We start from the raw sequence: 23,232 nt of genomic DNA, 5'->3' as shown, positions 1-23,232 counted from the left end.
CGGATAATGGAGTGCGAACGGATCGATTTAGAATCAAGTAAAAAAGTCTCTGTATGCTATTGGACCGGGCGGATACGCCAGATGGCGAACGGCATCGTCGGGTCGAGTCGCATCGATTGCCATTTGCCCTGCCAGCTCCAGCGCCTGCCGCTTATCAGGTCTTCCACGTGCAGCGCCCCCTCGTCGGGCAATTCGAACAGGCTCAGTGGCAGCTCGAACGCGCCTTCCTGGGGCTCGAAGGGGTCGAGGTTGACAGCGACGAGGATGACGTTGTCGCGGGACTCGGTGCTCTTGCTGAATAGCAGCAAACGGTCGTTGTGAACCGGGTGGAAGGCAACGCCCAGATGGGTGTGCAGGGCGGGGTTCTCGCGCCGGAGTCGGTTGAGCTGTGCAATCTCGTAGACGATATTGCCGGGCGCACTGTAGTCGCGCACACGGATCTCGTATTTCTCCGAATCGAGATACTCCTCCTTGCCGGGCACCGGCTCGCCTTCACATAGCTCGAAGCCGGAATACATGCCCCACAGCCCCGAGCCCATGGTGGCAAGTGCCGCGCGAATCAGAAAGCCCGCCCGCCCCGAGGATTGCAGAAAGTACGGGTTGATATCCGGCGTGTTGACGAAGAAGTTGGGTCGGTACCCATCGCGCATCGGCGCTTCGTTCAACTGGGTGAAATATTCGGTCAACTCGGCCTTGGAATGGCGCCAGGTAAAATAGGTATAGCTCTGGGTAAAGCCCAGCTTGCCCAGGCGCAGCATCATGGCCGGCCGGGTGAAGGCCTCGGCCAGGAAAATCACGTCGGGGTCACGGCCGCGAATATCGTCGATCAGCCACTCCCAGAAGGGCAGCGGCTTGGTGTGCGGGTTATCGACGCGGAAGATCTTCACGCCTTCGTCGACCCAGCCCTGGACCACGTCGCGTAGCGTTAGCCACAGCGACGGGATCGCGTCCTCGGTATAGAAATCGACATTGACGATGTCCTGATATTTCTTGGGCGGATTCTCCGCGTAGCGGATCGAGCCATCGGGGCGCCATGAGAACCAGCCTGGATGCTCCTTGAGCCACGGGTGATCCGGCGAGCACTGAATGGCGAAATCCAGCGCGATCTCCATGCCATGCTCGGCGGCAGCGCGCACCAGAGCGCGAAAATCCTCTCGCGTGCCCAGTTGGGAATGAATTGCTTCATGACCTCCCTCCTCGCTGCCGATGGCGTAGGGGCTGCCGGGATCGTCCGGTCCTGCCTCGAGTGTGTTGTTGGGTCCCTTGCGGTGAGCTCTGCCCACCGGGTGAATGGGCGGGAAGTAGAGCACATCGAAGCCCATGTCGCGGATCATCGGCAGCCGTTTGTGAACATCATTGAAGGTGCCGTGGCGGTTGGGGTCGTCGGTTTCCGAGCGCGGGAACAGCTCGTACCAGCTGGCAAAGCGCGCCGTGAGCCGCTCCACATCCAGCGGATAGAGGGCGTCGCTTCTGGACAGGTGCGGGCGGGTATCCGCTTCGTGCATCAACCGCGCCGTGTCACCGTCCAGCAGCAGGGCGACCCGTTCGGCGTCGAGCTCGAGCCGCTTAAAGCGCTCGTGAACGTCGGCGAGCGCTTCACCGAGCGCTCCCTCGCTACGTTCGGCGGCTTGGGCGATCAGTCGTCTGCCTTCCTCGAGTTCGAGCTCGATCGGCACTCCCGCCTGGTGTTTCTTGGAAAGCTCGTAGCGGTAGGTGGCGTAGACGTCCCACCAGGCTTCGATAATGAAGCCGTGGCGCCCCACCTGTTGGGGCGTGAAACGACCTTCCCACACGTCCAGGCCCATGGGTTCCACCTGACGCATGGGTACGCGCTGTTGCCGCCCCTGTTCGTCGTACCAGCAGATGGCCGCCGCCAGTACGTCGTGGCCGTCGGCGAAGATCGTCGCCTTGACGACGACCGGCTCGTCGACGGTGGCCTTGGCCGCGAACCGTCCGTGGTCGAGCGCGGGCATGACGGATTCGATGGCAATACGGGGAGCCTGGACGGCCGCCATGACATGGCTCGGGTCCTGCTCGCGCGCCGGGACGGCGCCGGACGCTGAATTGAGGGTTGAACTCATCGCATGCTTCTCCTTGCAGCGCGAAGACGGCACCGGCCATGTCCGCGCCGCCTCATGTCTAGGTAACGGCGACATCGGCCCGCTGCACCAACTCCAGCAGGGCCAGCGAACGGCCTTCCATCACATGTTCCTCACCGAAGGCGCGCTGGAAGGGTTCTTCCTCCAGGGTCCGGCTGGTATCGAGGCGGCATAACCAACCGCCGCCGCTCGGTGCCTCGGGTAAGTGAAAAGCCACTTCCTCGTGGTGAGCGTTGAATATCAACAGCAAGGTGTCATCGGCACCGGCACGGCGAATGCCCGAGGGTTGGGCGCGCCCGTCAAGCAACAGGCCGAGGGTGCGCGCTTCGGAGTCCTCCCAGCGTTCGACATCCATTTCGGCGCCATCCGGGGCCAGCCAGGTGACTTCCTTGAGCCCCATCTCCTCGTTGTACTCGCCGGAGAGAAAGCGACCGCGTCGCAAAATGGGATAGCGCATCCGCAGCGCACTCACGCGGCGGACATACTCGATCATGGCGTGGGCGTCACCGTCGAGATTCCAGTTCAACCAGCTGATTTCGTTGTCCTGGCAGTAGGCGTTGTTGTTGCCCTGCTGGGTACGCAACAACTCGTCGCCGGCCAACAGCATGGGGGTGCCCTGGGAGAACAGGATGGTGGCGATGAAGTTGCGAATCTGGCGCAACCGCAGAGCCTGGATTTCGCCGTCTTCGCTGGGGCCCTCTTCGCCGTGGTTCCATGACAGGTTGTTATCGTGGCCGTCGTTGTTGTCCTCGCCGTTGGCCTCGTTGTGCTTGTCGTTGTAGGCCACCAGGTCGTGCAGGGTGTAGCCATCGTGTGCGGTGACGAAATTGACCGAGGCGAACGGCCGCCGGCCGCGCCGGTTGAAGAAGTCTGCAGACCCCATGAGACGGGTGGCCAGCTCCGGCAGTTGGCCCTCGTCTCCCCGCCAGAAGGCACGGATGGTATCGCGATAACGGTCGTTCCACTCCGCCCAGCCCGGCGGGAAACCGCCCACCTGATAGCCGCCGGGGCCGCAATCCCAGGGTTCGGCGATCAGCTTCACCTGGCTGAGGATCGGGTCCTGCCGGCAGGAGTCGAGGAAACCGCCGCCTTCATCGAAGCCGTGGGGCTCGCGTCCGAGAATGGTCGCCAGGTCGAAACGAAAACCGTCGACCCGCATTTCCGTGGCCCAGTAGCGCAACGAGTCGGTGACCATCTGCAGCACCCGCTGATGGCTCAGGTTCAGGGTGTTGCCGGTGCCGGTATCGTCGATGTAGTAGCGCGGCTCGTCGGGCATCAGTCGGTAGTAGGAGGCGTTGTCGATCCCCTTGAGCGAGAGCGTGGGGCCGAGCTCGTTGCCTTCGGCAGTGTGGTTGTAGACCACATCGAGAATGACTTCCAGATCGGCGGCGTGGTAGCGCGCCACCAGTTCCTTGAACTCATGGATGCTTTCGCCGGCAAGATAGCGGGAATGGGGAGCGAAGAACCCCAGGGTGTTGTAGCCCCAGTAGTTGTGCAGTCCCTGCTCCAGCAGATGCTGGTCGTCGACGAAGGCGTGGATCGGCAATAGTTCCACCGAGGACACGCCGAGCGAATGGATGTAATCGACCACGTCGTTGACCATCAGCCCGGCGAAGGTACCGCGCAGCGCTTCGGGAACCGACGGATGGCGCATAGTGTAGCCGCGCACGTGGGTCTCGTAGAGGATGGTATGGTCCCAGGGGAGCTGGACACCCCGCGAGCGTCCCCAGGTGAAGGCGGGGTCGACCACTCTACAGCGCGGCATGAACGGCGCACTGTCACGCTCATCGAAGCTGAGATCGCCGTCATCGTGGCCGATGGTGTAGCCGAACAGCGCTTCGTCCCACTTGAGTTCGCCGACGATCTGCTTGGCGTAGGGATCGAGCAGCAACTTGTTGGGGTTGAAGCGGTGCCCTTCCTCGGGGGCGTAGGGGCCATGCACCCGATAGCCGTAGAGCTGGCCGGGACGGGCATCGGGCAGGTAGCCGTGCCAGACTTCGTCGGTGTATTCGGGCAGTTCGATACGTTCGAGCTCCTGCTCGCCGGTTTCATCGAACAGACACAGTTCGACCCGAGTGGCATGGGCCGAGAACAGCGCGAAATTCACCCCCAGGCCATCCCAGGTCGCGCCCAGCGGAAACGACCATCCTTCATTCACGCGTGAGCGCCGCATGACACTGGGCGACTCATCAGTGGCGACGGACTTGTCGCCGTCCCGCGTGGCTTGGCTTGTATTCATCGCATTCGTCCTTGAGCCGTTCGGGTGCTCTCATGTTTGTTACGGTTTCATCACGGTTCGCGGTCTTGGCTGCTGTCTGCGTTCTTGATAGCCGTTCTAGCTGCGGTAGCCGGTCTAGGGCTTAGGCTTGGTCGTCTTCTTCGCCTTTGGCGTGGTTTTCTTCGCGGGCTTGGCGTCGGCTTTTGCTGTCGTGGCCTTGCGCTGAGACTGGCCTCGTCCCGCTTTCTTGCCCGGCACCTGGGTCGTATCGGTTGCATTGGGAGCGGTCAGGGTGTCTTCGTCGCGGCGAGGGCGACGGGCACGTGTCGCCGTGGCGGAGTCCTCGGGCATCGGCTCCATCGGCCCGGCTGGTGGCTCGATAGTCTCGGGGGGGTAGCCCGGCTCGCCAGGCTCCTCCATCGCCATCTGCTTGTCCTGCTCCTCGATGGGGTCGCTGCCCGCGGCGGACTCCGCCGGCAGCGGCTGCGTCGAAGCCGCCGTGGGCACGTGCTCGTCCGCGGTCTCGCCCGGACTGCCGCGATCCTGCACCGGCACGTCCTGGGCAACGTCGCGATCGTCGCGGTAGGGCAGTTCATCGAAGTCGGGCTCGCCCTCGGGATCATCCAGCGGCAGGCGGTTCTCCTGAATGCCGCGTTCGTCGTCCTCCAGCGGCAGGTCATCTTCCAGGATGGGCGTCTCGTCGAGCGGCTCGCCCACTTCTTCCAGCTCGGCCTCGTTGCCCGCCACCTGCTCGGTAGCGGCGATCTTCAGCGCCCTGTCCCAATGTTGTTGCTGCTGCCCCTCGGGACGTCCTTCGGCTTCCCAGATGCTGTAGGCCAGTTGACGTACGCGTTCTTCGTCAGTCATCTCAGCTCTCCCTATAGGCTATTCAATGTGGTTCGATGTTTCTGAATCGCGAAACCGCTATCCGGTGGTGTCGCTGTATGGCTGTGTCTGCAAGAGCAAGTCACTAAGAGCAAGTCAGTAAAGCTAGCCAGTCAGAGCATGTCGGCGCGAGATCTTGTCGGGGCGTTGTCGGCGGTGTCGTCACGCAGGAAGACCCCCACGGGCAACTCCGCCAACAGGGTAGCGATGGAGATACCCTCGTCGCCTACCTCCAGTGTGGTATCTGTCAGGGCACCTTGCCAAAATCCGGCTTGCGGCTGCAGGCGGGTGTCGCCCCATTGCTGCGGTGAGATATGGGGATGCTCGGCCTCATCGAGCAGCTCGGCGGTGAGCCGAGGTACCACCACCAGCATCTGGTAACCGGCGTATCGGCGGGTAAAAGCCACCACTCGGTCGGCCTTTGCCCCTGTCGCCGTAAGGGGGCGGTAATCGCCGTGAGCGAACAGCCGGGGACAGCGCTGACGCAACGCCAGCAGCCGGAAGATAAGAGCCTGCTTCACTCGCCCGTCACGCCAGCTTGGCAGAGCCGCCGCGGGAGTTAGGGCTTCGTTCAGGGCCGCCTGTCGTGCGCCGTGGTCGACGGGGCGCCGGTTGTCGGGGTCGACCAGGCTATAGTCCCAGAACTCACCCCCCTGGTAGAGGTCCGGTACGCCGGGTACGGTCAGGCGCAGAGTCGTCTGCGCCAGGCCGTTGACGGCGCCGGGAAGGTCGAGTGCGCGCGCCGCCTCGGCGATGGAGTCGCGCAGGGGCGGCGTGGTCAAAAGTCCTTTCAGGAAAGCCCGGCAGGCCGACTCGTACGCTTCGTCGGGCCACAGCCAATGGCTGCGCAACTTGGCTTCACGCAAGGCCTTCTGTTGCCATTGGACGAGCCGCTGGGTAAAGGCCTGCATGTCGTCGCTGTGTTGCGGATCGAGCGTCGGCGGCCAGGCTCCCAGCAGGATCTGGTAGAGAATCAGCTCATCGCCCGGGGAGGGGGCGATCCCGTCGGGCAGCGAGCGCCGCAGCGGTGCCGCCATGCGCCGCCAGCGCTCGACCTGGCCGGCAAAGGTCTTGGCATGTTCGCTGAGCGCGGCCAGCCGGGCGCGAATATCCTCGCCTCGTTTGTGGTCGTGGGTCGCGGTGGTCACCATCGCTTGGGGGAAATGGCCGGCTCGCCAGGCATTCGCCGCGTGAAACTGGTCGACCGTGTGATGGAAGTGCTCACCATCGAAACCCACGTCGTTACGCGAGATCAACACCGCGCTGCGATATCCGGCGGTATCTTCAACCGCCTTGGCGGCGATCGGTGAGGTAAGCTGCTGAAAGCGTACGATGGCGCGCTGGCGCAGTCGGCGCTCTTCATCGTCGGCGCAGTCACGTGGCGCTTCGCCGCCCAGCCAGGCGTCCAGGTCCTCGAGAACGGCGGCGTCCGGCGGGCTCAACTCCTTCTTGGCCCCCCGCATGGCGTGCGCGAAGAAAGGGGCATCGGTATCGGGGCGGCCGCCGTCGTCGGCATAGCTGCGATAAATGGGAAAATGTACGATCAATGCTTGCAACGCCCGGCGAATCGCCGCCAGGGTAACGTCACGGCTGGCCAGTCGGGCGCGGGCGACGGTGTGCAGGGCACGGGCGCAGGCCGTGAATTCACTGGCCAGCAGTGACGTGAGAATCTCGCGCCGGGCAAGGCGTACCTCGGCAAGGAAATCAGGATCGCGGCCGCTGACCTCACCCCAGAGCCGACGCAGGGGCGCGGCACCCGCCGGGTCATGCTGTATCCCCGACACCTCGTTCATGAATTCGTAGCCGCTGGTACCGTCCACACCCCAGTCGGAGTGCAGCGTCTCGTTGTCACCCAGGATCTTCTCGACATAGAGCGCGACATGACGCGGCGCATCGGCCGGCCGTTTTGTCTCTAGTTCATCCAGGCGCTGGCGCAGGTGCAGACAGTAACCGCGCGGGTCGGCCAGCCCATCGACATGATCGACCCGCAGGCCGTCGACCCAGCCCGCCTCGACCAGCCGCAGCGGCAGGGCGTGGACGGCCTCGAAGACTTCCGGCACTTCGACGCGTACGCCGCCCAGCTCGGTAACGTCGAAGAAACGCCGCCAGTTGATCTCGTCGGAGGCGGTGCGCCACCACGCCAGGCGATAATGCTGGCGTTCGAGCAAGGCGTGAAGGCGAATGGCGCCGTTGGGGTCGCCGCCGTCGAACAGCGCCATGGTGGTATCGAGCGCTTGCCGGGCATCGGGGGATTCCATCGCCTTGCGCAGCTGCACGCGGGTGTCGCCAACGGCGGTATAGGCATCGTCACGTTGCTGCAGGGCGTCGAAAAATGCCGCCTGCTCGTAGAGCACGTTGTGCTCGGTAAAGCGCAGTATGTCGCCGTTGTGACGTGGGTCGATGGGAAAACGATGCTCGTGGTAGGCAACGTGAAAGCCGGCCGTTTCCGCGTCGTAACAAAGCGCCAGCTGTCCCGAATGTAGGATGTCGGCGTAGGCTTCTCCCAGAAACGGCACCAGCAGTTTTCCGGCAAGCGATGGGTCATCAGAGCGCCAGTCGATATCGAAGAACTCGGCGTAGGGGCTGTCGCTGCCCCAGGCCAGTACGTCCTGCCACCAGGGGTTCTGCGAGCCGCCCACCGCCAGATGGTTGGGGACGATATCGAGAATCAGCCCCATGCCGCGCGAACGCAGCCGTGACACCAGGCGCTCCAGTGCAGCCTCGCCACCCAGTTCGGGGTCGATACGGGTGGGGTCGATGCCGTCGTAACCGTGGGACGAGCCGGCACGCGACGCCTGCAGCGGCGAGGCGTAGATATGGCTGATGCCAAGGGCGGCGTAGTAATCCACCCAGCGTTCGGCATCTTCCAGAGTGAAGCCGCGATGGAACTGTAGCCGGACGGTGGCGCGAATCTCATTCATGGCCCGACCTCCCGTTGGCGCTCTGTCTCGATGGCTCACGGCTCGAGCCGCTCTTGCGAGTGCGGTCCAGTTGGGCAAGTCGCTCGCGGACCTCGCTCGATGCCAGCAATTCCTCGGCATCGACTGCCCAGCGCCGGCGCCAGTTGGGATGCTCGTCGATGGTATTCGGCAGGTTGGCCTGCTCTTCGAGTCCCAGGGCGTCCTCTACCGGGAGCAGCATCAATGGCGCGGGAGTGCGGCCCAGGTGGCGAGCGCAGGAATCGAGTACCAGCGAGGCGGGGATATCGGCGGCTTCCAGCGTCTCGGCGGTGGGCGTGTCGCCCAGCAAACCGAGCGTGGCGGCCAGCTTGGCCCGCTCTTGGCGCCGGGCCTGCTTTTCGCTGTCGGCGCTTTGCGATTCCTTGAGCAGGCCCAGGCGGCTGCGCCAGTCGATGTCGCGCCCCACCCACCAGCCGGCCACGGTCGGCAGGTCATGAGTCGAGGTGGTCGCCATGGCATCGGCCGACCAGTCGCTGGCGGCGAGATACTGCTCATCCTCATCCTGCTCGAACCACAGCACCTGCATGCCCAGGATGCCGCGCGCGGCAAGGCGCTGGCGAAAGCCGGGCGCCACGGTGCCGAGATCCTCGCCGATGACGATGCCGCGGTGACGCCAGGATTCCAGCGCCACCAGGCGCAGCATGTCGTCCAGTGGAAAGCGCAGGTAGCCGCCTTGCGTGGGCGGCGCGCCATGAGGAACCAGCCACAGACGCATCAGGCCGAGGACGTGATCGATCCGCACTCCGCCGGCCTGGGCGAAGGCGCTGCGCAACATGTCGATGAAGCTGCGAAAGCCCGAACGCACCAGGCCATAAGGCGAGAAAGCAGCGAGACCCCAGTCCTGACCCTGGCCGTTGAGCAGGTCGGGTGGGGCGCCGATGGAGACGCCTTCCAGCATTTCCGTCTGGCGACTCCATGTCTGGCTGCCGGCAGCATCGGCACCCACCGCCAGGTCGGCGATCAACCCTACCGCCATGCCGCTGTCACGGGTCGCCTGTTGGGCGCGCGACAGCCCATCGGCGACGATCCACTGCAGAAAGGCGTGAAAGCCCACTTCATGGGCGTGTTTCTGGGCGAAGCTAGCCACCTCGGGACTTTGCGGGTCGCGCAGCGCCTCGGGCCACTCGCGCCAGTCACCGGGTCCGCGCTCATGCTGCAGGGCTTCGAAGCGGCAGTGATTCTCCAGCAGATCGCCGCCCGCCCGGCGAAACTCCTCCAATTGCTGGCGCAGGGCCTGGCTGTCCTCATCCTCGCCAGCCATGAGGTCATCGTAGAGAAAGCGCAGCCAGGTCAGCTTGGTGCGCGCCGCCTCGGGCCAGTCAAGAAGATCGTCGGCTTCCAGATGGCGCATCTTTTCCTCGAGCCCGGTGCCTGCCTGGGCCTGATGAACGCGAGCTTCGCCCAGCAGGGTTTCGGCCGCGCCGTAAAGCACGTTATAGAGTAGCCGCGTGGAAGGAGAATAGGGGCTATAGCGCTCGGTGTCGGCGCTGAACATGGCGTGTGTCGGGCTGATCGCCAGGGCGTCCGCGCCTTGCTCTGCCGCCCGGATGGCGCAGTGCTCAAGTGCCAGGGCATCGCCGATACCGCCATCGCCGGGGCGGCGCAAAGCGTAAAGTTGTGCCGCCAGGCCCCATAGACGAGGCGATTTTTCACCGCTGGCATCACCCGGTGTAAAACACTTCTGCGGGGCGACGGCCAGGGTCAACTGGGTATCGGCAATGTTCAGCTTGTGGTAGCCGATCTCAGCCACGCCGGGCAGGGCGCCATGGCTGTCGAGACGGCCTTCGATGCGCTCGCCCTGTTCCAGCAGCAAGGAAAAGACGGTGCCGGGAGGCAGCGAAGAGGGCAGGGTGATCGGCGTGTCGCGGTCGGCGGTCAGCAGCGGCGGCCACTGGTCGGGACTTGCCGGTTCATGCAGGCGCTTGAGGCGCTGCAGGCTGTCGTCGATGGTGGCGTCGCTGTCGGCGGGAAAGCCGAGTATTTCCAGAAGCGTGCGTTGCACCCGCTCGGGCAGCTGGCACGGTTCGCCGTCGCTATTGTCCCACTCGAGCAACAACCCAGCGGCTTCGGCGAGTTGTCTTAGCTTGTCTTTCATGAACGTACCTCTTCGACACCCGAAGCGGGATACAACCAGGCGGCAGCGGCTTGGGCGGGCAGGTGGCCGCTTTCCGCGCTTGCCGCGACCCCCTCGCCGGTTTCGTAGAGCCGTTGTCCAGCCAATGGTTGGCCAACGTACAGGCCGGGAAGGTGTGCCGGCCGCTTGCCCAGGTTGAGCGCTATCATCAGGTGGGTTTCATCATTCATTTGCCAGCGGGCCACCACGGCCTTGTCGCCGATCGCCTCGGCGCCCAGTGCTACGGCGCCAGGAAGGCGCGGCACGATCTGCTGGTGACGCAGCGCCAGCAGGGTGCGATAGCGCGCAAGCCAGACGTCGTGAGGAGGGGTTGCCCGTGCCTGGAAATCGGGAATCGAGGCGTCGAAGGTCTGCCGGGCGTTGGGATCGGGAATGCGCTCGCGGGTGGCCGGATTCTGAAAAGCACTGAAGTCGGCGAACTCCGCACGCCGTCCTTCGCGAACCGCCTGGGCGAGTTCCTCCTTGTGTTCGGTGAAGAACAGAAACGGCCGGGTAGACCCCCACTCTTCGCCCATGAACAGCAGCGGCACCATGGGGGAAAGCAGTAGCAGTACCGTCGCTGCCGCCAGTGCTTCGCGGTCGGCGAGTACGCTCAGCCGCTCGCCGAGGGCACGGTTGCCGGTCTGGTCGTGGTTCTGCAGAAACGCCACGAAGGCGGTGGGAGGCAGGTGAGCGCTGGGCTCGCCTCGGGAATGACCATGACGCGACCGGTGGCCCTGGAAGATGAAGCCTTCGCTGAGGCAACGGGCCAGACGGGGCGTGGCGTTGTCGACGAAATCGCTGTAATAGCCTTCGTGCTCATCGGTCAGCAAGACATGCGTCACGTTGTGCCAGTCGTCATTCCACTGGGCGGTGAAATGTCGTTGATCGAGCAGGCTGGCGGTGTTGCCTTCGTTCTCGAGCACGAGATGGACATGGCGCTCGGGGTCGATATTGGTGCGTATCGTCTCGGCGAGTTCGACCAGGAAATCCTTCTCGCTGATGGCATGGACGGCGTCGAAGCGCAGGCCGTCCAGGCGGTACTCTTCAATCCACATCAAGGCGTTATCGATGAAATAGCGGCGCACCTGAGGCTGGCGGAAATCGATCGAAGGTCCCCAGGGCGTGACGATATCCTCGCGAAAGAAGGGGGCGGCGTAGCTTGCCAGGTAATTGCCGTCAGGGCCGAAGTGGTTGTAGACCACGTCGAGAAACACCATCAGGCCGAGGCCGTGGGCTTCGTCGACCAGTGCTTTCATCTCGTCGGGGCTGCCATAGGAGGCTTCCACGGCGTAGGGAAGCACACCGTCATAGCCCCAGTTACGGGCGCCGGGGAATTCCGAGACCGGCATCAGTTCGATGGCGGTCACGCCGAGTTCGGCAAGATAGGGTAGGCGCTGTCGTACGCCATCAAGTCCGCCCAGGGCACCGACATGCAGTTCGTAGAGCACGGTTTCGTGCCAGGGGCGCCCCTGCCACTCGGTATTTCTCCAGGTGTAGTGGTCGGGGTCGATCACCACGCTGGGTCCGTCGATATCGCTGGCCTGAGCGCGGGCGGCGGGGTCGGGCACCAGGGTGCCCGGGTCGCCGCTCTCGTCGTCTTCAGCGTGCTTTTCATAGATACGATAGCGATAACAAGCGCCGTGCCCACAGGCCACCTCGGCAGTGACGCAACCGTCATCGGCCTGGGTCATGGTGACGGCGGGCTGCCCCTCGACTTCAACGTCGACCCGGTGTGCCCCCGGCGCCCAGAGTACGAATCGTGTGCGTCCTTCCTCGACGACCTGGGCGCCGAAGGTGGGCTGAAACGGTGTCTTTTTCCGCCGTGTCCGGTCAAACATCGCTGACGTCTCCTTCACCGGGCCTGTGTCGCCTTGTCTCCTGCTTCTTCAAGTGCCTGCTGATACAGCTTGCTGTAAGGTGCGATCGATTGCCGCCAGTGATAGCGCCCCGTCATCGCCGCACCGCGCATGGCATTGAAGAGGTCGGTCGACTTGTGTACCGCGAAAGCCCGTTGGATGGCATGCATGTAGCTGCCGAATTGCATGTCGTCGAAGAGAAAACCGGTTACGCCGTCCTCGATGGTATCGGCCAGGCCACCGGTGCGGTGAGCGATAGGCAATGAGCCGAAGCGCTGGGCATACATCTGGCTCAACCCGCAGGGTTCGAAACGCGACGGCATGAGCAGAAAATCGCTTCCGGCAAAGAGGCAGCGAGCCTGGTACTCGTCAAACCCGATATAGACGGCGATGGCGCCGGGAAAGCGTATGGCAAGCTCCCGCAGGGCGTCTTCGACATGCCGTTCGCCACTGCCCATGAAGACGATCTGGCCCCCGGCATGCACGATGGCCTTGGCGGCTTCGATGGTCAGGTCGAGTCCCTTCTGGTGCACCAGGCGTGATATCACCGCGAACAACGGCCCCTGGCCGGATGCCAGACCGAAATAGCGGCGCACATAATCGGCATTGGCACGCTTGCCGCGCCAGTCGTTGGAGGAGAAGGCCTGGGCCAGGTGGCTATCGGTGCGTGGGTCCCAGGAGTCGTCGATACCATTGGGAATGCCACTCAAGCGACCCTGGTCGGCCTTGCAGCGAAGCAACCCTTCGAGTCCGCAGCCAAACTTTTCCGTGGTGATCTCCTGGGCATAGGTCGCACTGACCGTGGTGACATGCGAGGCGTAGACGATTCCCGCTTTCATGAACGAAAGGTCGCCGTAATACTCCACCCCCTCGATATCGAATGCCTCGTGAGGAATACCAAGTACATCCAGGCGCGAGGCATCGAAGATGCCCTGGTAAGCCAGGTTGTGGATGGTGAAGATGCTCGGCACGGGTTGTCCCTGCCAGTGCAGGTAAGCCGGGGCCAAGCCGCACGCCCAGTCGTTCAGGTGCAGAAGCTGGGGCTGCCAGTCGAGGTTCGCCTGGCCCAGGGCGATGTCGGCAGCAGCTCGCGACAACCTGGCAAAGCGGATGTCGTTATCCTGCCAGCCTTCATCCTGACCATCACCATAGCCGCTCGAACCGCCGCCATAGGGGGTGCCTTCTCGCTCGTAAAGCTCGGGGCACAGCAGGACATACAGAATCAGCCCGTCGCGGCAGGTGATCTGGCCGATATCGCAGGCAGGCAAACCAGCGAATGCCGGTACATGACCGACAGGGACGATTTCATGCTCGGACTCGATCATTTCACGGTAGGCGGGAATCAGCACTCGAACATCGTGGTGCGCCGCGAGAGCCCGGGGAAGCGACGACGACACGTCGCCCAGACCGCCGACCTTGACGAAATCGGTGATCTCGGTAGTAACGAATAGAATGCGTTGTGAAGAGTCGAGTCTATCTTTGTCGCGCCGGTCGATAACGCTATGGTTGCGACCAGTAACATCATGATTTGAATGATGCTTGGGAACAGGTTGGTGATATATATAAGAAGTGTCGATCAGGTTTGACTCATCCTGTTCGCCACTCTTTTTCGTGCTCTTGTCCGACTCACCTTTATCGGTAATCGCCTCGCCCACAACGCCCATGTTCAACCTCCCTGGAGTAGCATGGTCAACCGTGCTTTACTAGATATTCCACTCTTTCTTATGACATAAACTCATGACGTGAATTTATGTCATAGATATTGTTACTGAACTTATGACATGGATCTTGTGACATAGAGCTTGTGATATAGAGCTTGTGATATAGAGCTTGTGCCATAAGTCTTGCCCTTGGCGGTCCTGCCGTCAGGCCCTGCATCGGAAAACGCTAGTAAACAGTTATAGTTGAAAATCATAAGTTAGCGAAGCGGAATTCGTCCATAACGTTGATTAAGATCAAGCATGCTATATCAAGTTGGAGAACTCCCGATAGAGGGGATGAAGCGAAGTGGAGATTAAATACCGAAGGTTAATTGAGATTAAGGTAAACGGTTATAATGAAGTTTTCTTCGTTTTGAATATTGAGGCGCGCTGTCTTATATGACCGATCAACGGCTTCTATTTGTTTTTTAAAGGAGTGTGAAATTACCGCCTGTGCCTCACGATGAAGCACAGACGAAAGAAGAACGTTTTTTACCCGCGTAGCGTTGTCACCAGTGCCTCGGCGAAGCTATCGGTGGTGCCGCTGCCACCCATGTCCGGGGTAACCATGTCGCGGTTTCTTTCCAGGACATGGCGAATGCCCTGACGAATCGCGGTACCCTTCTCGGGCATACCCAGATGGTCCAGCATCTGCGCGGCAGCGAGCAGCAATGCGCAGGGATTGGCTATCTTCCTTCCGGCGATATCCGGCGCGGAGCCGTGAACGGCTTCAAAGATCGCGGCGTTCTCACCGATATTGGCCCCCGGTGCCAGGCCTAGCCCGCCGACCAGGCCAGCACACAGGTCGGAGAGAATGTCGCCGAACAGGTTGGTGGTGACGACGACGTCGAACTGATGCGGGTTCATCACCAGCTGCATGCAGGCGTTGTCCACGATCATCTCCTGAAACTCGATGTCGGGGTACTCCTTGGCGACTTCCCGCGCCACATCGAGAAACAAGCCGGAGCTGGTCTTGATGATATTGGCCTTGTGTACCGCGGTGACTTTCTTGCGACCGTTGTTTTTCGCCAGCTCGAAGGCGTAGCGGACGATGCGCTCGGAGCCTTGGCGGGTGACCTTGATCACCGAAAGACCGGTATTGCCGTCGTCGACGAATTCCTGGCCTTCCGAGAGGTAGGCGCCTTCGGTGTTTTCGCGCACGGTAATCATGTCGATATCGTCATAGCGCGAGCGTGTGCCGGGGAAGGTGATTGCCGGGCGCACATTGGCGTAGAGATCGAAGTGGCGGCGCATCTGCACGTTGATCGAAGAGAAGCCTTTGCCGATCGGCGTGGTGAGCGGGCCTTTCAGCGCGACACCGTAACGCGCGATGGCGTCGAGTGAGTCCTGGGGCATCAGTGAGCCGTGCTTTTCCAGCGCGGTCAGGCCCGCGTCGATAAAGTCGTATTCCAGGCCGCAATCCAGCGCATCGAGAACGCGCAGGGTGGCATCCATGATTTCCGGACCGATACCGTCGCCTTTGATTACCGCGATGGTCTGGCTCATGTCTTGCTCCTTCTGGCAGGGTGGGTCGTATCCGTGGTGATTTGCCGCAGGCGCATGGTACTAGAGAACGGCATACGTGTTGAGCCGCTTTCGCCTGCTACGCTAACGCTATTGGTCGAACGTTCTTGTGCCAAGGAGTCTCTGATGCCTCTCGATTCGCGAGCCTTGCGGGTCCTGTTGATTTCATGCTGTTGCCTGGTCTTGAGCGCGGCGTTGCTGGCGTGGCAGGCCCAGGCTCAGCAGGAGCGTCACGCTCTGGTATTGACGATGGAAGGCGCTATCGGCCCGGCGACCAAGGATTATTTCGAACGGGGCTTGCGTACCGCCCGAGAGCAGGGCAGTGAAGTAATGATCGTCCGACTGGATACCCCGGGCGGTCTGGTTGAGACCACCCGAGACATGATTCGGCAAATGCTGGGAGCGGATATTCCGGTGGTGATGTACGTCTCGCCCAGCGGGGCCAGGGCGGCGAGCGCCGGTACCTACCTGCTCTACGGCAGCCATGTGGCGGCGATGGCACCGGCGACGCACCTGGGCTCGGCCACACCGGTATCGATGGGGGGTGATGGCTTTCCGGAAGAGGATGATGCCAGCCCCGAAGAGGGCGAAACAGGCGCTGACGAGACGCCGCGGCGTGGCGACAGCGCCATGGAGCGCAAGGTGCTGGAGGATGCCGTGAGTTTCATCCGCAGCCTGGCCGAACGCCATGGGCGCAATGCCGAGTGGGCGGAAGAAGCCGTGCGCGAGGCGGTCAATCTTACCGAACGCGAAGCGCTGGAACAGAACGTCATCGATATAGTGGCAGGCGACCTGGAAGAGTTGCTGACCCGAATCGACGGTCGCGAGGTAGTCATGGCGAGCGGAGCGCAGATGCTGCAGACGGCAGACCTCGGTATCGAGCGCTTCGACCCGGATTGGCGTACCCGCTTGTTGAGCATCATCACCAATCCCAATGTAGCCTATTTCCTGATGATCATCGGCTTTTACGGGCTGGTGTTCGAGCTGGCAAGCCCGGGCTCGCTCTTCCCCGGCACGATCGGCGTCATCTCGCTGCTGCTGGCGATGTTCGCGTTTCAGGTACTGCCGATCAACTACGCAGGGCTGGCCCTGGTGGTCGTGGGGCTGGCATTGATGGTGGGTGAGGCGCTGATGCCGAGTTTCGGAGTGCTGGGCGCCGGTGGGATCGCGGCGTTCGTGTTCGGTTCGATCATGTTGATGGATGCGGAGAATTTGCGCGTTTCGTTACCGCTGATTGGGGGCGTGGCCCTGCTGGCGGCGGGTGTCATGCTATGGACCCTGACCCGTTTCATGGAGCTTAGGCGTCACGCGGCGAAAACGGGCGAGTCGGGACTGATCGGCCATGAGGTCATCGCCCTGGAGGCCTTTGCTACGCGAGGGTACGTGCGGCTGGGCGGAGAGCGATGGCAAGCACGCAGCTCGAGCGCCGTATCCGCCGGGCAGCGGTTGCGGGTGGTGGGGGTCGATGGGCTGACGCTGCATATCGAGCCGCTTACGCCAAGCGAGCCCCAAGAGACGCAAGACATGCTTTGACAATCCAACCGTAAGGAGCCAGGCCATGATGCTTTCCTATCTCGTACCCGTGGTGCTGCTACTGATGCTGGTGGCGGCCTCGATTCGTATCCTGCCGGAGTACAAGCGCGGCGTGGTGTTTTTCCTCGGGCGCTACCAGAGCGTCAAGGGACCGGGGCTGTTCATCATCATCCCCGGTATCCAGAAGATGGAAGTGGTGGACCTGCGTACCATCACCATGGACGTGCCGGAGCAGGATGTCATTTCCCAGGACAACGTGACGGTCAAGGTGAATGCAGTGCTCTACTTTCGGGTCATCGACCCGGAAAAGGCGATCATTCAGGTAGAGAACTTTACCATCGCCACCAGCCAGCTGGCCCAGACCACGCTGCGTTCGGTGCTCGGCAAGCATGATCTCGATGAAATGCTATCCGAGCGCGACAGGCTGAACGACGATATCCAGGAAATCCTCGATGTGCAGACCGAGGAGTGGGGTATCAAGGTGGCCAATGTGGAGATCAAGCATGTCGACCTGGACGAGAGCATGATCCGTGCCATCGCCCGCCAGGCGGAAGCCGAGCGCGAGCGGCGGGCCAAGGTGATCCATGCCGAAGGTGAGTTGCAGGCATCGAAAAAGCTGGTCGAGGCGGCCAACGTGATGCAGGAGAATTCCGCCGCTCTGCAGCTACGTTACCTGCAGACCATGAGCGACATGAGTAACAAGAACGCCTCGACGATCGTGTTTCCCTTGCCGATGGATATCATGGAGGCCTTCAAGCACATGCGACAGCACGCCGAGACCCGTAACCCGCCTGCCAACGAGGCATGACTCAACGCGATCCGCTCTATTCTCCCGCAGCCGTCTTGGCCGGCTGTGGGGAGATTGGATAAACAGCCGTGGGATAGCTATGGATGACCGTAGAAGAGCCGCGGTGTGAAGTCGCAGGGAAATCCTGCTAGAATCCCGCCTCTCTTGTCGCAAGGATTCAATCAAGGGCCAGTAACCCGGTAATTTCTTGCGCTGCAAAACGCCAATTCTTATTGGATATTTCAATGACCGCCTGCAGTCCACCCTAGCGTTAAGCCCCCTCCCCAGTCTTTTAGCGTCATCATGCTGTCATGGCGCGACGGCACCTTGTGGTCGTCATTATGCCGCACGTAGCGGTAACTCTCGTAATTAGAAGATTCTAAAACTTGCGTCTTTCACGCGATATCTTCCTGCTGCCTGTAAAGGTGGCATGAAAATCGCTTGTCATTAACTTTCCTCCTCTGGACCCCCGTATGCTGCAAACTCTCAAGCAAAGCTGGTTTTCCAATGTCAAGGGCGACACCCTGGCCGGGATCGTCGTGGCCCTGGCGTTGATTCCCGAGGCGATCGCCTTCTCCATCATCGCCGGAGTGGACCCTAAGGTGGGGCTATATGCCTCGTTCTGTATCGCGGTCGTGATTGCCTTTACCGGAGGCCGCCCGGGCATGATATCCGCTGCCACCGGCGCCATGGCCTTGTTGATGGTGACACTGGTTCGCGAGCATGGCCTCGAGTATCTGCTGGCCGCGACGCTTTTGACCGGAGTCTTGCAGATCGTCGCCGGCTACCTGCGGCTCGCCGAACTGATGCGTTTCGTCTCGCGCTCGGTGGTGACAGGCTTCGTCAATGCCCTGGCGATCCTGATCTTCATGGCTCAGCTACCCGAACTCACCAACGTCACCTGGCACGTCTACGCCATGACGATGGCAGGCTTGGGCATCATCTACCTGTTTCCCTATCTGCCGGTAATCGGCAAGTCCATTCCCTCTCCGCTGGTATGCATCGTGGTGCTGACCATCGTCTACATGGTGAGCGGCATGGATATCCGCAGCGTCGGCGACATGGGCGAGCTTCCAGACACATTGCCGGTTTTTCTGTGGCCGAATGTGCCGCTGAATCTCGATACCTTGATGATCATACTGCCATACTCGGTAATGCTCGCCGTAGTGGGCCTTCTGGAGTCGTTGATGACGGCGACTATCGTCGACGATCTGACCGATACCCCCAGCGACAAGAATCGCGAGTGCAAGGGGCAGGGCATCGCCAACATCGGCTCGGGGCTTCTGGGCGGCATGGCTGGTTGCGCGATGATCGGCCAGTCGGTGATAAACGTGAAGTCGGGTGGACGTGGGAGACTCTCCACTCTTGTCGCCGGGGTGGTTCTGCTGATCCTGGTCGTGTTCCTCTCCGACTGGGTATCGCAGATTCCCATGGCGGCGCTGGTCGCGGTGATGATCATGGTCTCCATCGGGACGTTCAGCTGGGAATCCATTCGCGATCTGAAGAAGCATCCCATGAGCACCAATATCGTCATGCTCGCTACCGTCGTGGTGGTGGTCTTCACCCATAATCTGGCCATTGGCGTCTTTGTCGGTGTCCTGCTTGCCGCGCTGTTTTTCGCCAACAAGGTGGGCAATATCCTGTATATCGGCTCCAGGGAGATCGATGCCGGGCGCGAGCGTGAGTACGAGGTAGTAGGGCAGGTGTTCTTCGCCTCTTCCGAGCACTTCAATGGCGCCTTCGATTTCAAGGAGAGCATCGACAAGGTGACCATCAACCTGTCACGTGCCCACTTCTGGGACATTACCGCCGTGCAGGCGCTGGACCGAGTGGTCATCAAGTTCCGCCGCGAGGGGACCGAAGTCGAGTTGTTCGGCCTGAACGAGGCCAGCGCCACCATCGTCGACCGCTATGCGGTTCACAACGATCCGGATGCCGTCGAAAAGCTCATGGGCGGCCACTAATTGCGCGGGAGAGAAACATGACAGACCAAGTGATGGCCGCGATCGACGGCTCGTATTTTTCCGAAGTCGTATGCGACTACGCCGCCTGGGCCAGCCTGGCACTGGAAGCGCCACTGACCTTCATGCATGTTGTGGACAATCATCCGCAGACAGCGGAATCGAATCTCACCGGCAATCTGCGCCTGGGGGCGCGGGAGAAACTTCTCAAGGAACTTTCCGACCTGGACGAGCAGCGCGCCAAGGTGAGCCGCGAGCAGGGGCGCTTGATGCTGGAGGCGGCCCAGGCGCGCGCGATAGAAGACGGAGTTGAAGCACCGGCCAGGCGCCAACGCAATGGCACACTGGTGGAGACCCTGGTCGAGCTGGAAGACGAGATACGCCTGTTGGTCGTGGGCAAGCGGGGAGAAACCGCCGGTCAGGCCAGCGGCCACCTGGGCTCCAACCTGGAACGAGTGGTACGGGAATTGCACCGTCCGATTCTCATGGTGACCGGCACTTTCAAACGCCCTGAAAAAGTACTGATGGCCTTCGACGGCAGCAAGACGGCGCGCAAGGGAGTGGAAATGCTGGCCCGTAGCCCGCTGTTCAAAGCGGCAGCGTGCCATGTGGTCATCGTCGGCTCGGAAACCGCCGAGCATCGCTCCCAACTGGACTGGGCCCTGGGCATTCTGAAAGAAGGCGGCCACCAGGCGGAAGGCGCGATTCGGGCAGGGGAGGTGGAAGAAACCTTGGCGGCTTATCAGCGAGAACAGAGCATCGATTTGATGGTGATGGGAGCCTACGGCCACTCCCGTATCCGCCACCTGCTGGTGGGCAGTACCACTACCGCCATGATGCGCAGTAGCAAGATTCCGGTACTGCTGTTGCGCTAGAGCGGCGATTGAAGTCGACCACTTATCGTGGTCGGCTTATATTTACTTTGTGCAATAAGTAAAGAAACCAGGAGATAGACAATACGTTTGAATCCGCCATAAGCGACTCCGCGGTTCTAAGCCGAATGAAATGGTTCTTGAATCTATGGAGTAGCGCGAGGAGTCGACCCATGAATACCTCAACGGAGCAACACACCGCTTTCTTCGATGAAAGTTCCACGTCCCATCGTTTCGTTGCCGATTTGCTGGAACAAGCCGATATCCACATAAACGGCAACCGTCCCTGGGACATCCGGTTTAATGCTCATGGTGTCATCGACAATGCCCTTGCCCGTGGCAATCTCGGGCTTGGAGAAAGCTATGTGAATGGCGAGTGGGAAGCCGAATATCTGGATGAGTTCTTTCTGCGCTTGTTACGTGCCCGCTTGCCGGAACGAATCAAACCCACCCAGTTGATGTTCCATTCCCTGCGTACGCGTCTGCTCAATCGGCAGAACGCCAGGCGAGCCTGGGAAGTGGGCGAGAAGCATTATGACCTGGGAAACGACTTCTACGCTGCGATGCTTGATTCGCGCATGACCTATACCTGTGGTTATTGGCAGCAGGCCGATACTCTGGAAGAGGCTCAACAAGCCAAGCTGGATCTGATCTGTCGTAAGCTTGAGCTGAAACCCGGCATGCGAGTGCTCGATATCGGTTGCGGCTGGGGCAGCTTCATGGCCTATGCCGCCGAGCATTACGGCGTGGAGTGCGTGGGGCTGACCATCTCCCGTGAACAGGCGGAATACGGCAAGAGCCTGATGAATAGTCACCTGCCGGTCGAGTTTCGTCTGCAGGATTATCGCGACGAGACCGAACAGTTCGATCGTATCGTCAGCGTTGGCATGTTCGAGCATGTCGGCCACAAGAATTATCGCCAGTACATGGACGTCGCCAATCGTTGTCTCAAGGATGATGGTCTGTTCCTGCTCCATACCATTGGCAAGAATATACGCAGCACGGCATCCGACCCTTGGGTCGACAAGTATATTTTTCCCAATGGGGAGCTTCCTGCGATGGGCCATATCACCGATGCCGCCGAAGGCCTGTTCGTATGCGAAGATGTGCATAATTTCGGCGCCGATTACGACAAGACGTTGATGGCCTGGCACCGGAATTTTGAAGCCGCCTGGCCACGTTTCGAAGCGCAGTATGGTGAACGCTTCTATCGCATGTGGCGCTATTACCTGCTGAGTTGTGCGGGGGCGTTTCGTGCCCGCAACCTTCAGCTATGGCAGTTTGTCTTCAGCAAAGAAGGCGTGTTGGGCGGTTACCGGCGCGTTAGTTGAAACTGTCGGCTTGGCGACCGAAGCCTGTAAGCGTTTTTCTTTGTTAACACTTGATGGAATTATCATGTCCGAAAAAATCTACTGTATCGCCAACTTCAAGCCCAAGCCGGGAAAGGAAGAATCGGTATTCAAGGCGCTCCAGGCTCTGGAGCCCAACTCACACCGTGAAGATGGCTGCATCCGCTACACCGTAACCCGGCATATCGATCATCCCAATGCCCCGGGTTCCAGCTATCCCATCGTGTTTCATGAGATCTGGGCGAATCGACAAGCCTTCGAAGCCCATTGCCAACGCCGGGAAATACGGGAGTTCTTTGCCACCCATCTACACTCACCTGAAGGGGATATCGAAGATGCCAATGTCTGTGTCTATACCGACGAACCGCTGAGCTTCGATGCTCCCGTCTTGCAGGGCGACTCATCAAGGTAAGCCCGGAGTGTGCTGATCCAGCCAGAATGGTGTAGAAAGGGTGATTCCAATAACAATATTCCTTTCGCACCTACTCAAGGAGTTCGCCCATGTCCGAGCAGGTACTGGCTGCTGTCGATGGTTCCTATTTTTCCGAAGGAGTATGCGACTACGCCGCCTGGGCTGCGCTGGCGCTGGAGGCTCCGCTTACCTTTGTTCATGTAGTGGATAATCATCCCCAGGTCTCCGAACCCGAACTATCCGGCAACCTGGGGCTGGGCACCCGCGAGCACCTGCTGGAAAGACTTTCGGAGCTGGACGAGCAGCGTGCCAAGGTTGCCCGCGAGCATGGTCGATTGATGCTGGAAGCGGCCAAGGAGCGGGCGACAGCGCACGGAGCAGGCGGCTCGCTCACCCGCCAGCGCAACGGCACCCTGGTGGAAGCCCTGGTCGAGCTGGAAAGCGAGATACGTCTGTTGGTGGTAGGCAAGCGGGGAGAAACCGCCGACCAGGCCAGCGGCCATCTGGGGGCCAACCTGGAGCGCGTGGTACGCCAGATGCATCGGCCGATCCTTATGGCACCGCCGACCTTCCATCGCCCGGAAAAAGTGATGATAGCGTTCGACGGCAGCAACACCGCTCGCAAAGGCGTGGATATGCTGGCGCGAAGCCCGCTATTTCAAGAGGCCGCCTGCCATGTGGTGATCGTCGGGGCGGAAACCGCGGAGCATTGCTCCCAGCTGGAGTGGGCTGTTGCTACCTTGCGCGATGCCGGACATGACGCCGAAGGCGCCATCCGCGCCGGTGAAGTGGAGGCTACGCTGCGAGCTTATCAACAGGAACACGCCATCGACATGCTGGTGATGGGAGCCTACGGTCACTCGCGCATTCGCCACCTGCTGCTGGGTAGTACCACTACCGCGATGCTGCGCAACGCCACCCTGCCGGTATTGATCCTGCGTTAATTCGCCGTTCGGGCCG

15 protein-coding genes are annotated in these 23,232 nt (G+C 61.2%); 7 read left to right on the top strand and 8 right to left on the bottom strand.

The features are described from left to right. Positions 1-56: 56 nt before the first annotated feature. From R5M92_RS11805 to R5M92_RS11770, 8 genes are all read right to left on the bottom strand, one after another. Positions 57-2,081 carry an alpha-1,4-glucan--maltose-1-phosphate maltosyltransferase gene (locus R5M92_RS11805; protein WP_346796140.1) on the bottom strand — a complete coding sequence of 675 codons (2,025 nt, stop codon included), beginning with the start codon at positions 2,079-2,081 and terminating at the stop codon, positions 57-59. Between the two features lie 58 nt (positions 2,082-2,139). Continuing rightward, positions 2,140-4,338 carry a glycogen debranching protein GlgX gene (gene glgX, locus R5M92_RS11800; protein WP_346796139.1) on the bottom strand — a complete coding sequence of 733 codons (2,199 nt, stop codon included), beginning with the start codon at positions 4,336-4,338 and terminating at the stop codon, positions 2,140-2,142. 114 nt (positions 4,339-4,452) lie between these two features. Continuing rightward, positions 4,453-5,184, bottom strand: a complete 732-nt coding sequence (locus R5M92_RS11795) for a DUF2934 domain-containing protein (protein ID WP_346796138.1) — start codon at positions 5,182-5,184, stop codon at positions 4,453-4,455. A 131-nt stretch (positions 5,185-5,315) separates the two neighbouring features. Beyond that, positions 5,316-8,123, bottom strand: a complete 2,808-nt coding sequence (gene treY / locus R5M92_RS11790; RefSeq protein ID WP_346796137.1) for a malto-oligosyltrehalose synthase — start codon at positions 8,121-8,123, stop codon at positions 5,316-5,318. Further along, a complete protein-coding gene (gene malQ, locus R5M92_RS11785) occupies positions 8,116-10,257 on the bottom strand; it encodes a 4-alpha-glucanotransferase (protein ID WP_346796136.1) in 2,142 nt (713 codons plus the stop codon). The genes treY and malQ overlap by 8 nt, the downstream gene beginning before the upstream one ends. Next, positions 10,254-12,116: a malto-oligosyltrehalose trehalohydrolase gene (gene treZ, locus R5M92_RS11780; RefSeq protein WP_346796135.1), complete on the bottom strand. Its 1,863-nt coding sequence runs from the start codon at positions 12,114-12,116 to the stop codon at positions 10,254-10,256. The genes malQ and treZ overlap by 4 nt, the downstream gene beginning before the upstream one ends. Before the next feature lie 14 nt (positions 12,117-12,130). Beyond that, positions 12,131-13,798: a glycogen synthase GlgA gene (gene glgA / locus R5M92_RS11775; RefSeq protein WP_346796133.1), complete on the bottom strand. Its 1,668-nt coding sequence runs from the start codon at positions 13,796-13,798 to the stop codon at positions 12,131-12,133. 528 nt (positions 13,799-14,326) lie between these two features. Then, entirely contained in the window at positions 14,327-15,340 is a 1,014-nt protein-coding gene (locus R5M92_RS11770; protein ID WP_346796132.1) for an isocitrate dehydrogenase, read from the bottom strand. A gap of 144 nt (positions 15,341-15,484) precedes the next feature. Between R5M92_RS11770 and R5M92_RS11765 the strand changes: the two genes are divergently transcribed. The 7 genes from R5M92_RS11765 to R5M92_RS11735 all read left to right on the top strand — a co-directional run bounded on the left by R5M92_RS11765 (position 15,485) and on the right by R5M92_RS11735 (position 23,216). Next, positions 15,485-16,891: a nodulation protein NfeD gene (locus R5M92_RS11765; protein WP_346796131.1), complete on the top strand. Its 1,407-nt coding sequence runs from the start codon at positions 15,485-15,487 to the stop codon at positions 16,889-16,891. A 25-nt stretch (positions 16,892-16,916) separates the two neighbouring features. After that, positions 16,917-17,699, top strand: coding sequence for a slipin family protein (locus tag R5M92_RS11760; protein ID WP_346796130.1), 783 nt, complete (start codon positions 16,917-16,919; stop codon positions 17,697-17,699). A 452-nt stretch (positions 17,700-18,151) separates the two neighbouring features. Then, complete coding sequence (locus tag R5M92_RS11755) at positions 18,152-19,642, top strand: SulP family inorganic anion transporter (protein WP_346796129.1); 1,491 nt, start codon at positions 18,152-18,154, stop codon at positions 19,640-19,642. Positions 19,643-19,659: 17 nt separating this feature from the next. Beyond that, positions 19,660-20,514, top strand: coding sequence for a universal stress protein (locus R5M92_RS11750; RefSeq protein WP_346796128.1), 855 nt, complete (start codon positions 19,660-19,662; stop codon positions 20,512-20,514). A 170-nt stretch (positions 20,515-20,684) separates the two neighbouring features. After that, on the top strand, positions 20,685-21,842 hold the full coding sequence (gene cfa, locus R5M92_RS11745; RefSeq protein WP_346796127.1) for a cyclopropane fatty acyl phospholipid synthase: 1,158 nt from the start codon (positions 20,685-20,687) through the stop codon (positions 21,840-21,842). Positions 21,843-21,906: 64 nt separating this feature from the next. Further along, a complete protein-coding gene (locus R5M92_RS11740) occupies positions 21,907-22,272 on the top strand; it encodes a putative quinol monooxygenase (RefSeq protein WP_346796126.1) in 366 nt (121 codons plus the stop codon). An 89-nt stretch (positions 22,273-22,361) separates the two neighbouring features. Continuing rightward, positions 22,362-23,216 carry a universal stress protein gene (locus R5M92_RS11735; RefSeq protein ID WP_346796125.1) on the top strand — a complete coding sequence of 285 codons (855 nt, stop codon included), beginning with the start codon at positions 22,362-22,364 and terminating at the stop codon, positions 23,214-23,216. Positions 23,217-23,232 lie beyond the last annotated feature (16 nt).

Source organism: Halomonas sp. Bachu 37, from assembly GCF_039691755.1.
In the GTDB taxonomy this organism is placed as follows: Bacteria; Pseudomonadota; Gammaproteobacteria; order Pseudomonadales; family Halomonadaceae; genus Vreelandella; species Vreelandella kashgarensis.
Note: the sequence above shows the minus strand (reverse complement) of the source record. Positions and strands in the feature narration are given on the sequence as shown.

What these genes read in the sequence shown, in the direction of transcription:
- R5M92_RS11805 (WP_346796140.1), bottom strand. Translation starts at nt 2,081, where the DNA reads ATGAGTTCAACCCTCAATTCAGCGTCCGGCGCCGTCCCGGCGCGCGAG.
- glgX (WP_346796139.1), bottom strand. Translation starts at nt 4,338, where the DNA reads ATGAATACAAGCCAAGCCACGCGGGACGGCGACAAGTCCGTCGCCACT.
- R5M92_RS11795 (WP_346796138.1), bottom strand. Translation starts at nt 5,184, where the DNA reads ATGACTGACGAAGAACGCGTACGTCAACTGGCCTACAGCATCTGGGAA.
- treY (WP_346796137.1), bottom strand. Translation starts at nt 8,123, where the DNA reads ATGAATGAGATTCGCGCCACCGTCCGGCTACAGTTCCATCGCGGCTTC.
- malQ (WP_346796136.1), bottom strand. Translation starts at nt 10,257, where the DNA reads ATGAAAGACAAGCTAAGACAACTCGCCGAAGCCGCTGGGTTGTTGCTC.
- treZ (WP_346796135.1), bottom strand. Translation starts at nt 12,116, where the DNA reads ATGTTTGACCGGACACGGCGGAAAAAGACACCGTTTCAGCCCACCTTC.
- glgA (WP_346796133.1), bottom strand. Translation starts at nt 13,798, where the DNA reads ATGGGCGTTGTGGGCGAGGCGATTACCGATAAAGGTGAGTCGGACAAG.
- R5M92_RS11770 (WP_346796132.1), bottom strand. Translation starts at nt 15,340, where the DNA reads ATGAGCCAGACCATCGCGGTAATCAAAGGCGACGGTATCGGTCCGGAA.
- R5M92_RS11765 (WP_346796131.1), top strand. Translation starts at nt 15,485, where the DNA reads ATGCCTCTCGATTCGCGAGCCTTGCGGGTCCTGTTGATTTCATGCTGT.
- R5M92_RS11760 (WP_346796130.1), top strand. Translation starts at nt 16,917, where the DNA reads ATGATGCTTTCCTATCTCGTACCCGTGGTGCTGCTACTGATGCTGGTG.
- R5M92_RS11755 (WP_346796129.1), top strand. Translation starts at nt 18,152, where the DNA reads ATGCTGCAAACTCTCAAGCAAAGCTGGTTTTCCAATGTCAAGGGCGAC.
- R5M92_RS11750 (WP_346796128.1), top strand. Translation starts at nt 19,660, where the DNA reads ATGACAGACCAAGTGATGGCCGCGATCGACGGCTCGTATTTTTCCGAA.
- cfa (WP_346796127.1), top strand. Translation starts at nt 20,685, where the DNA reads ATGAATACCTCAACGGAGCAACACACCGCTTTCTTCGATGAAAGTTCC.
- R5M92_RS11740 (WP_346796126.1), top strand. Translation starts at nt 21,907, where the DNA reads ATGTCCGAAAAAATCTACTGTATCGCCAACTTCAAGCCCAAGCCGGGA.
- R5M92_RS11735 (WP_346796125.1), top strand. Translation starts at nt 22,362, where the DNA reads ATGTCCGAGCAGGTACTGGCTGCTGTCGATGGTTCCTATTTTTCCGAA.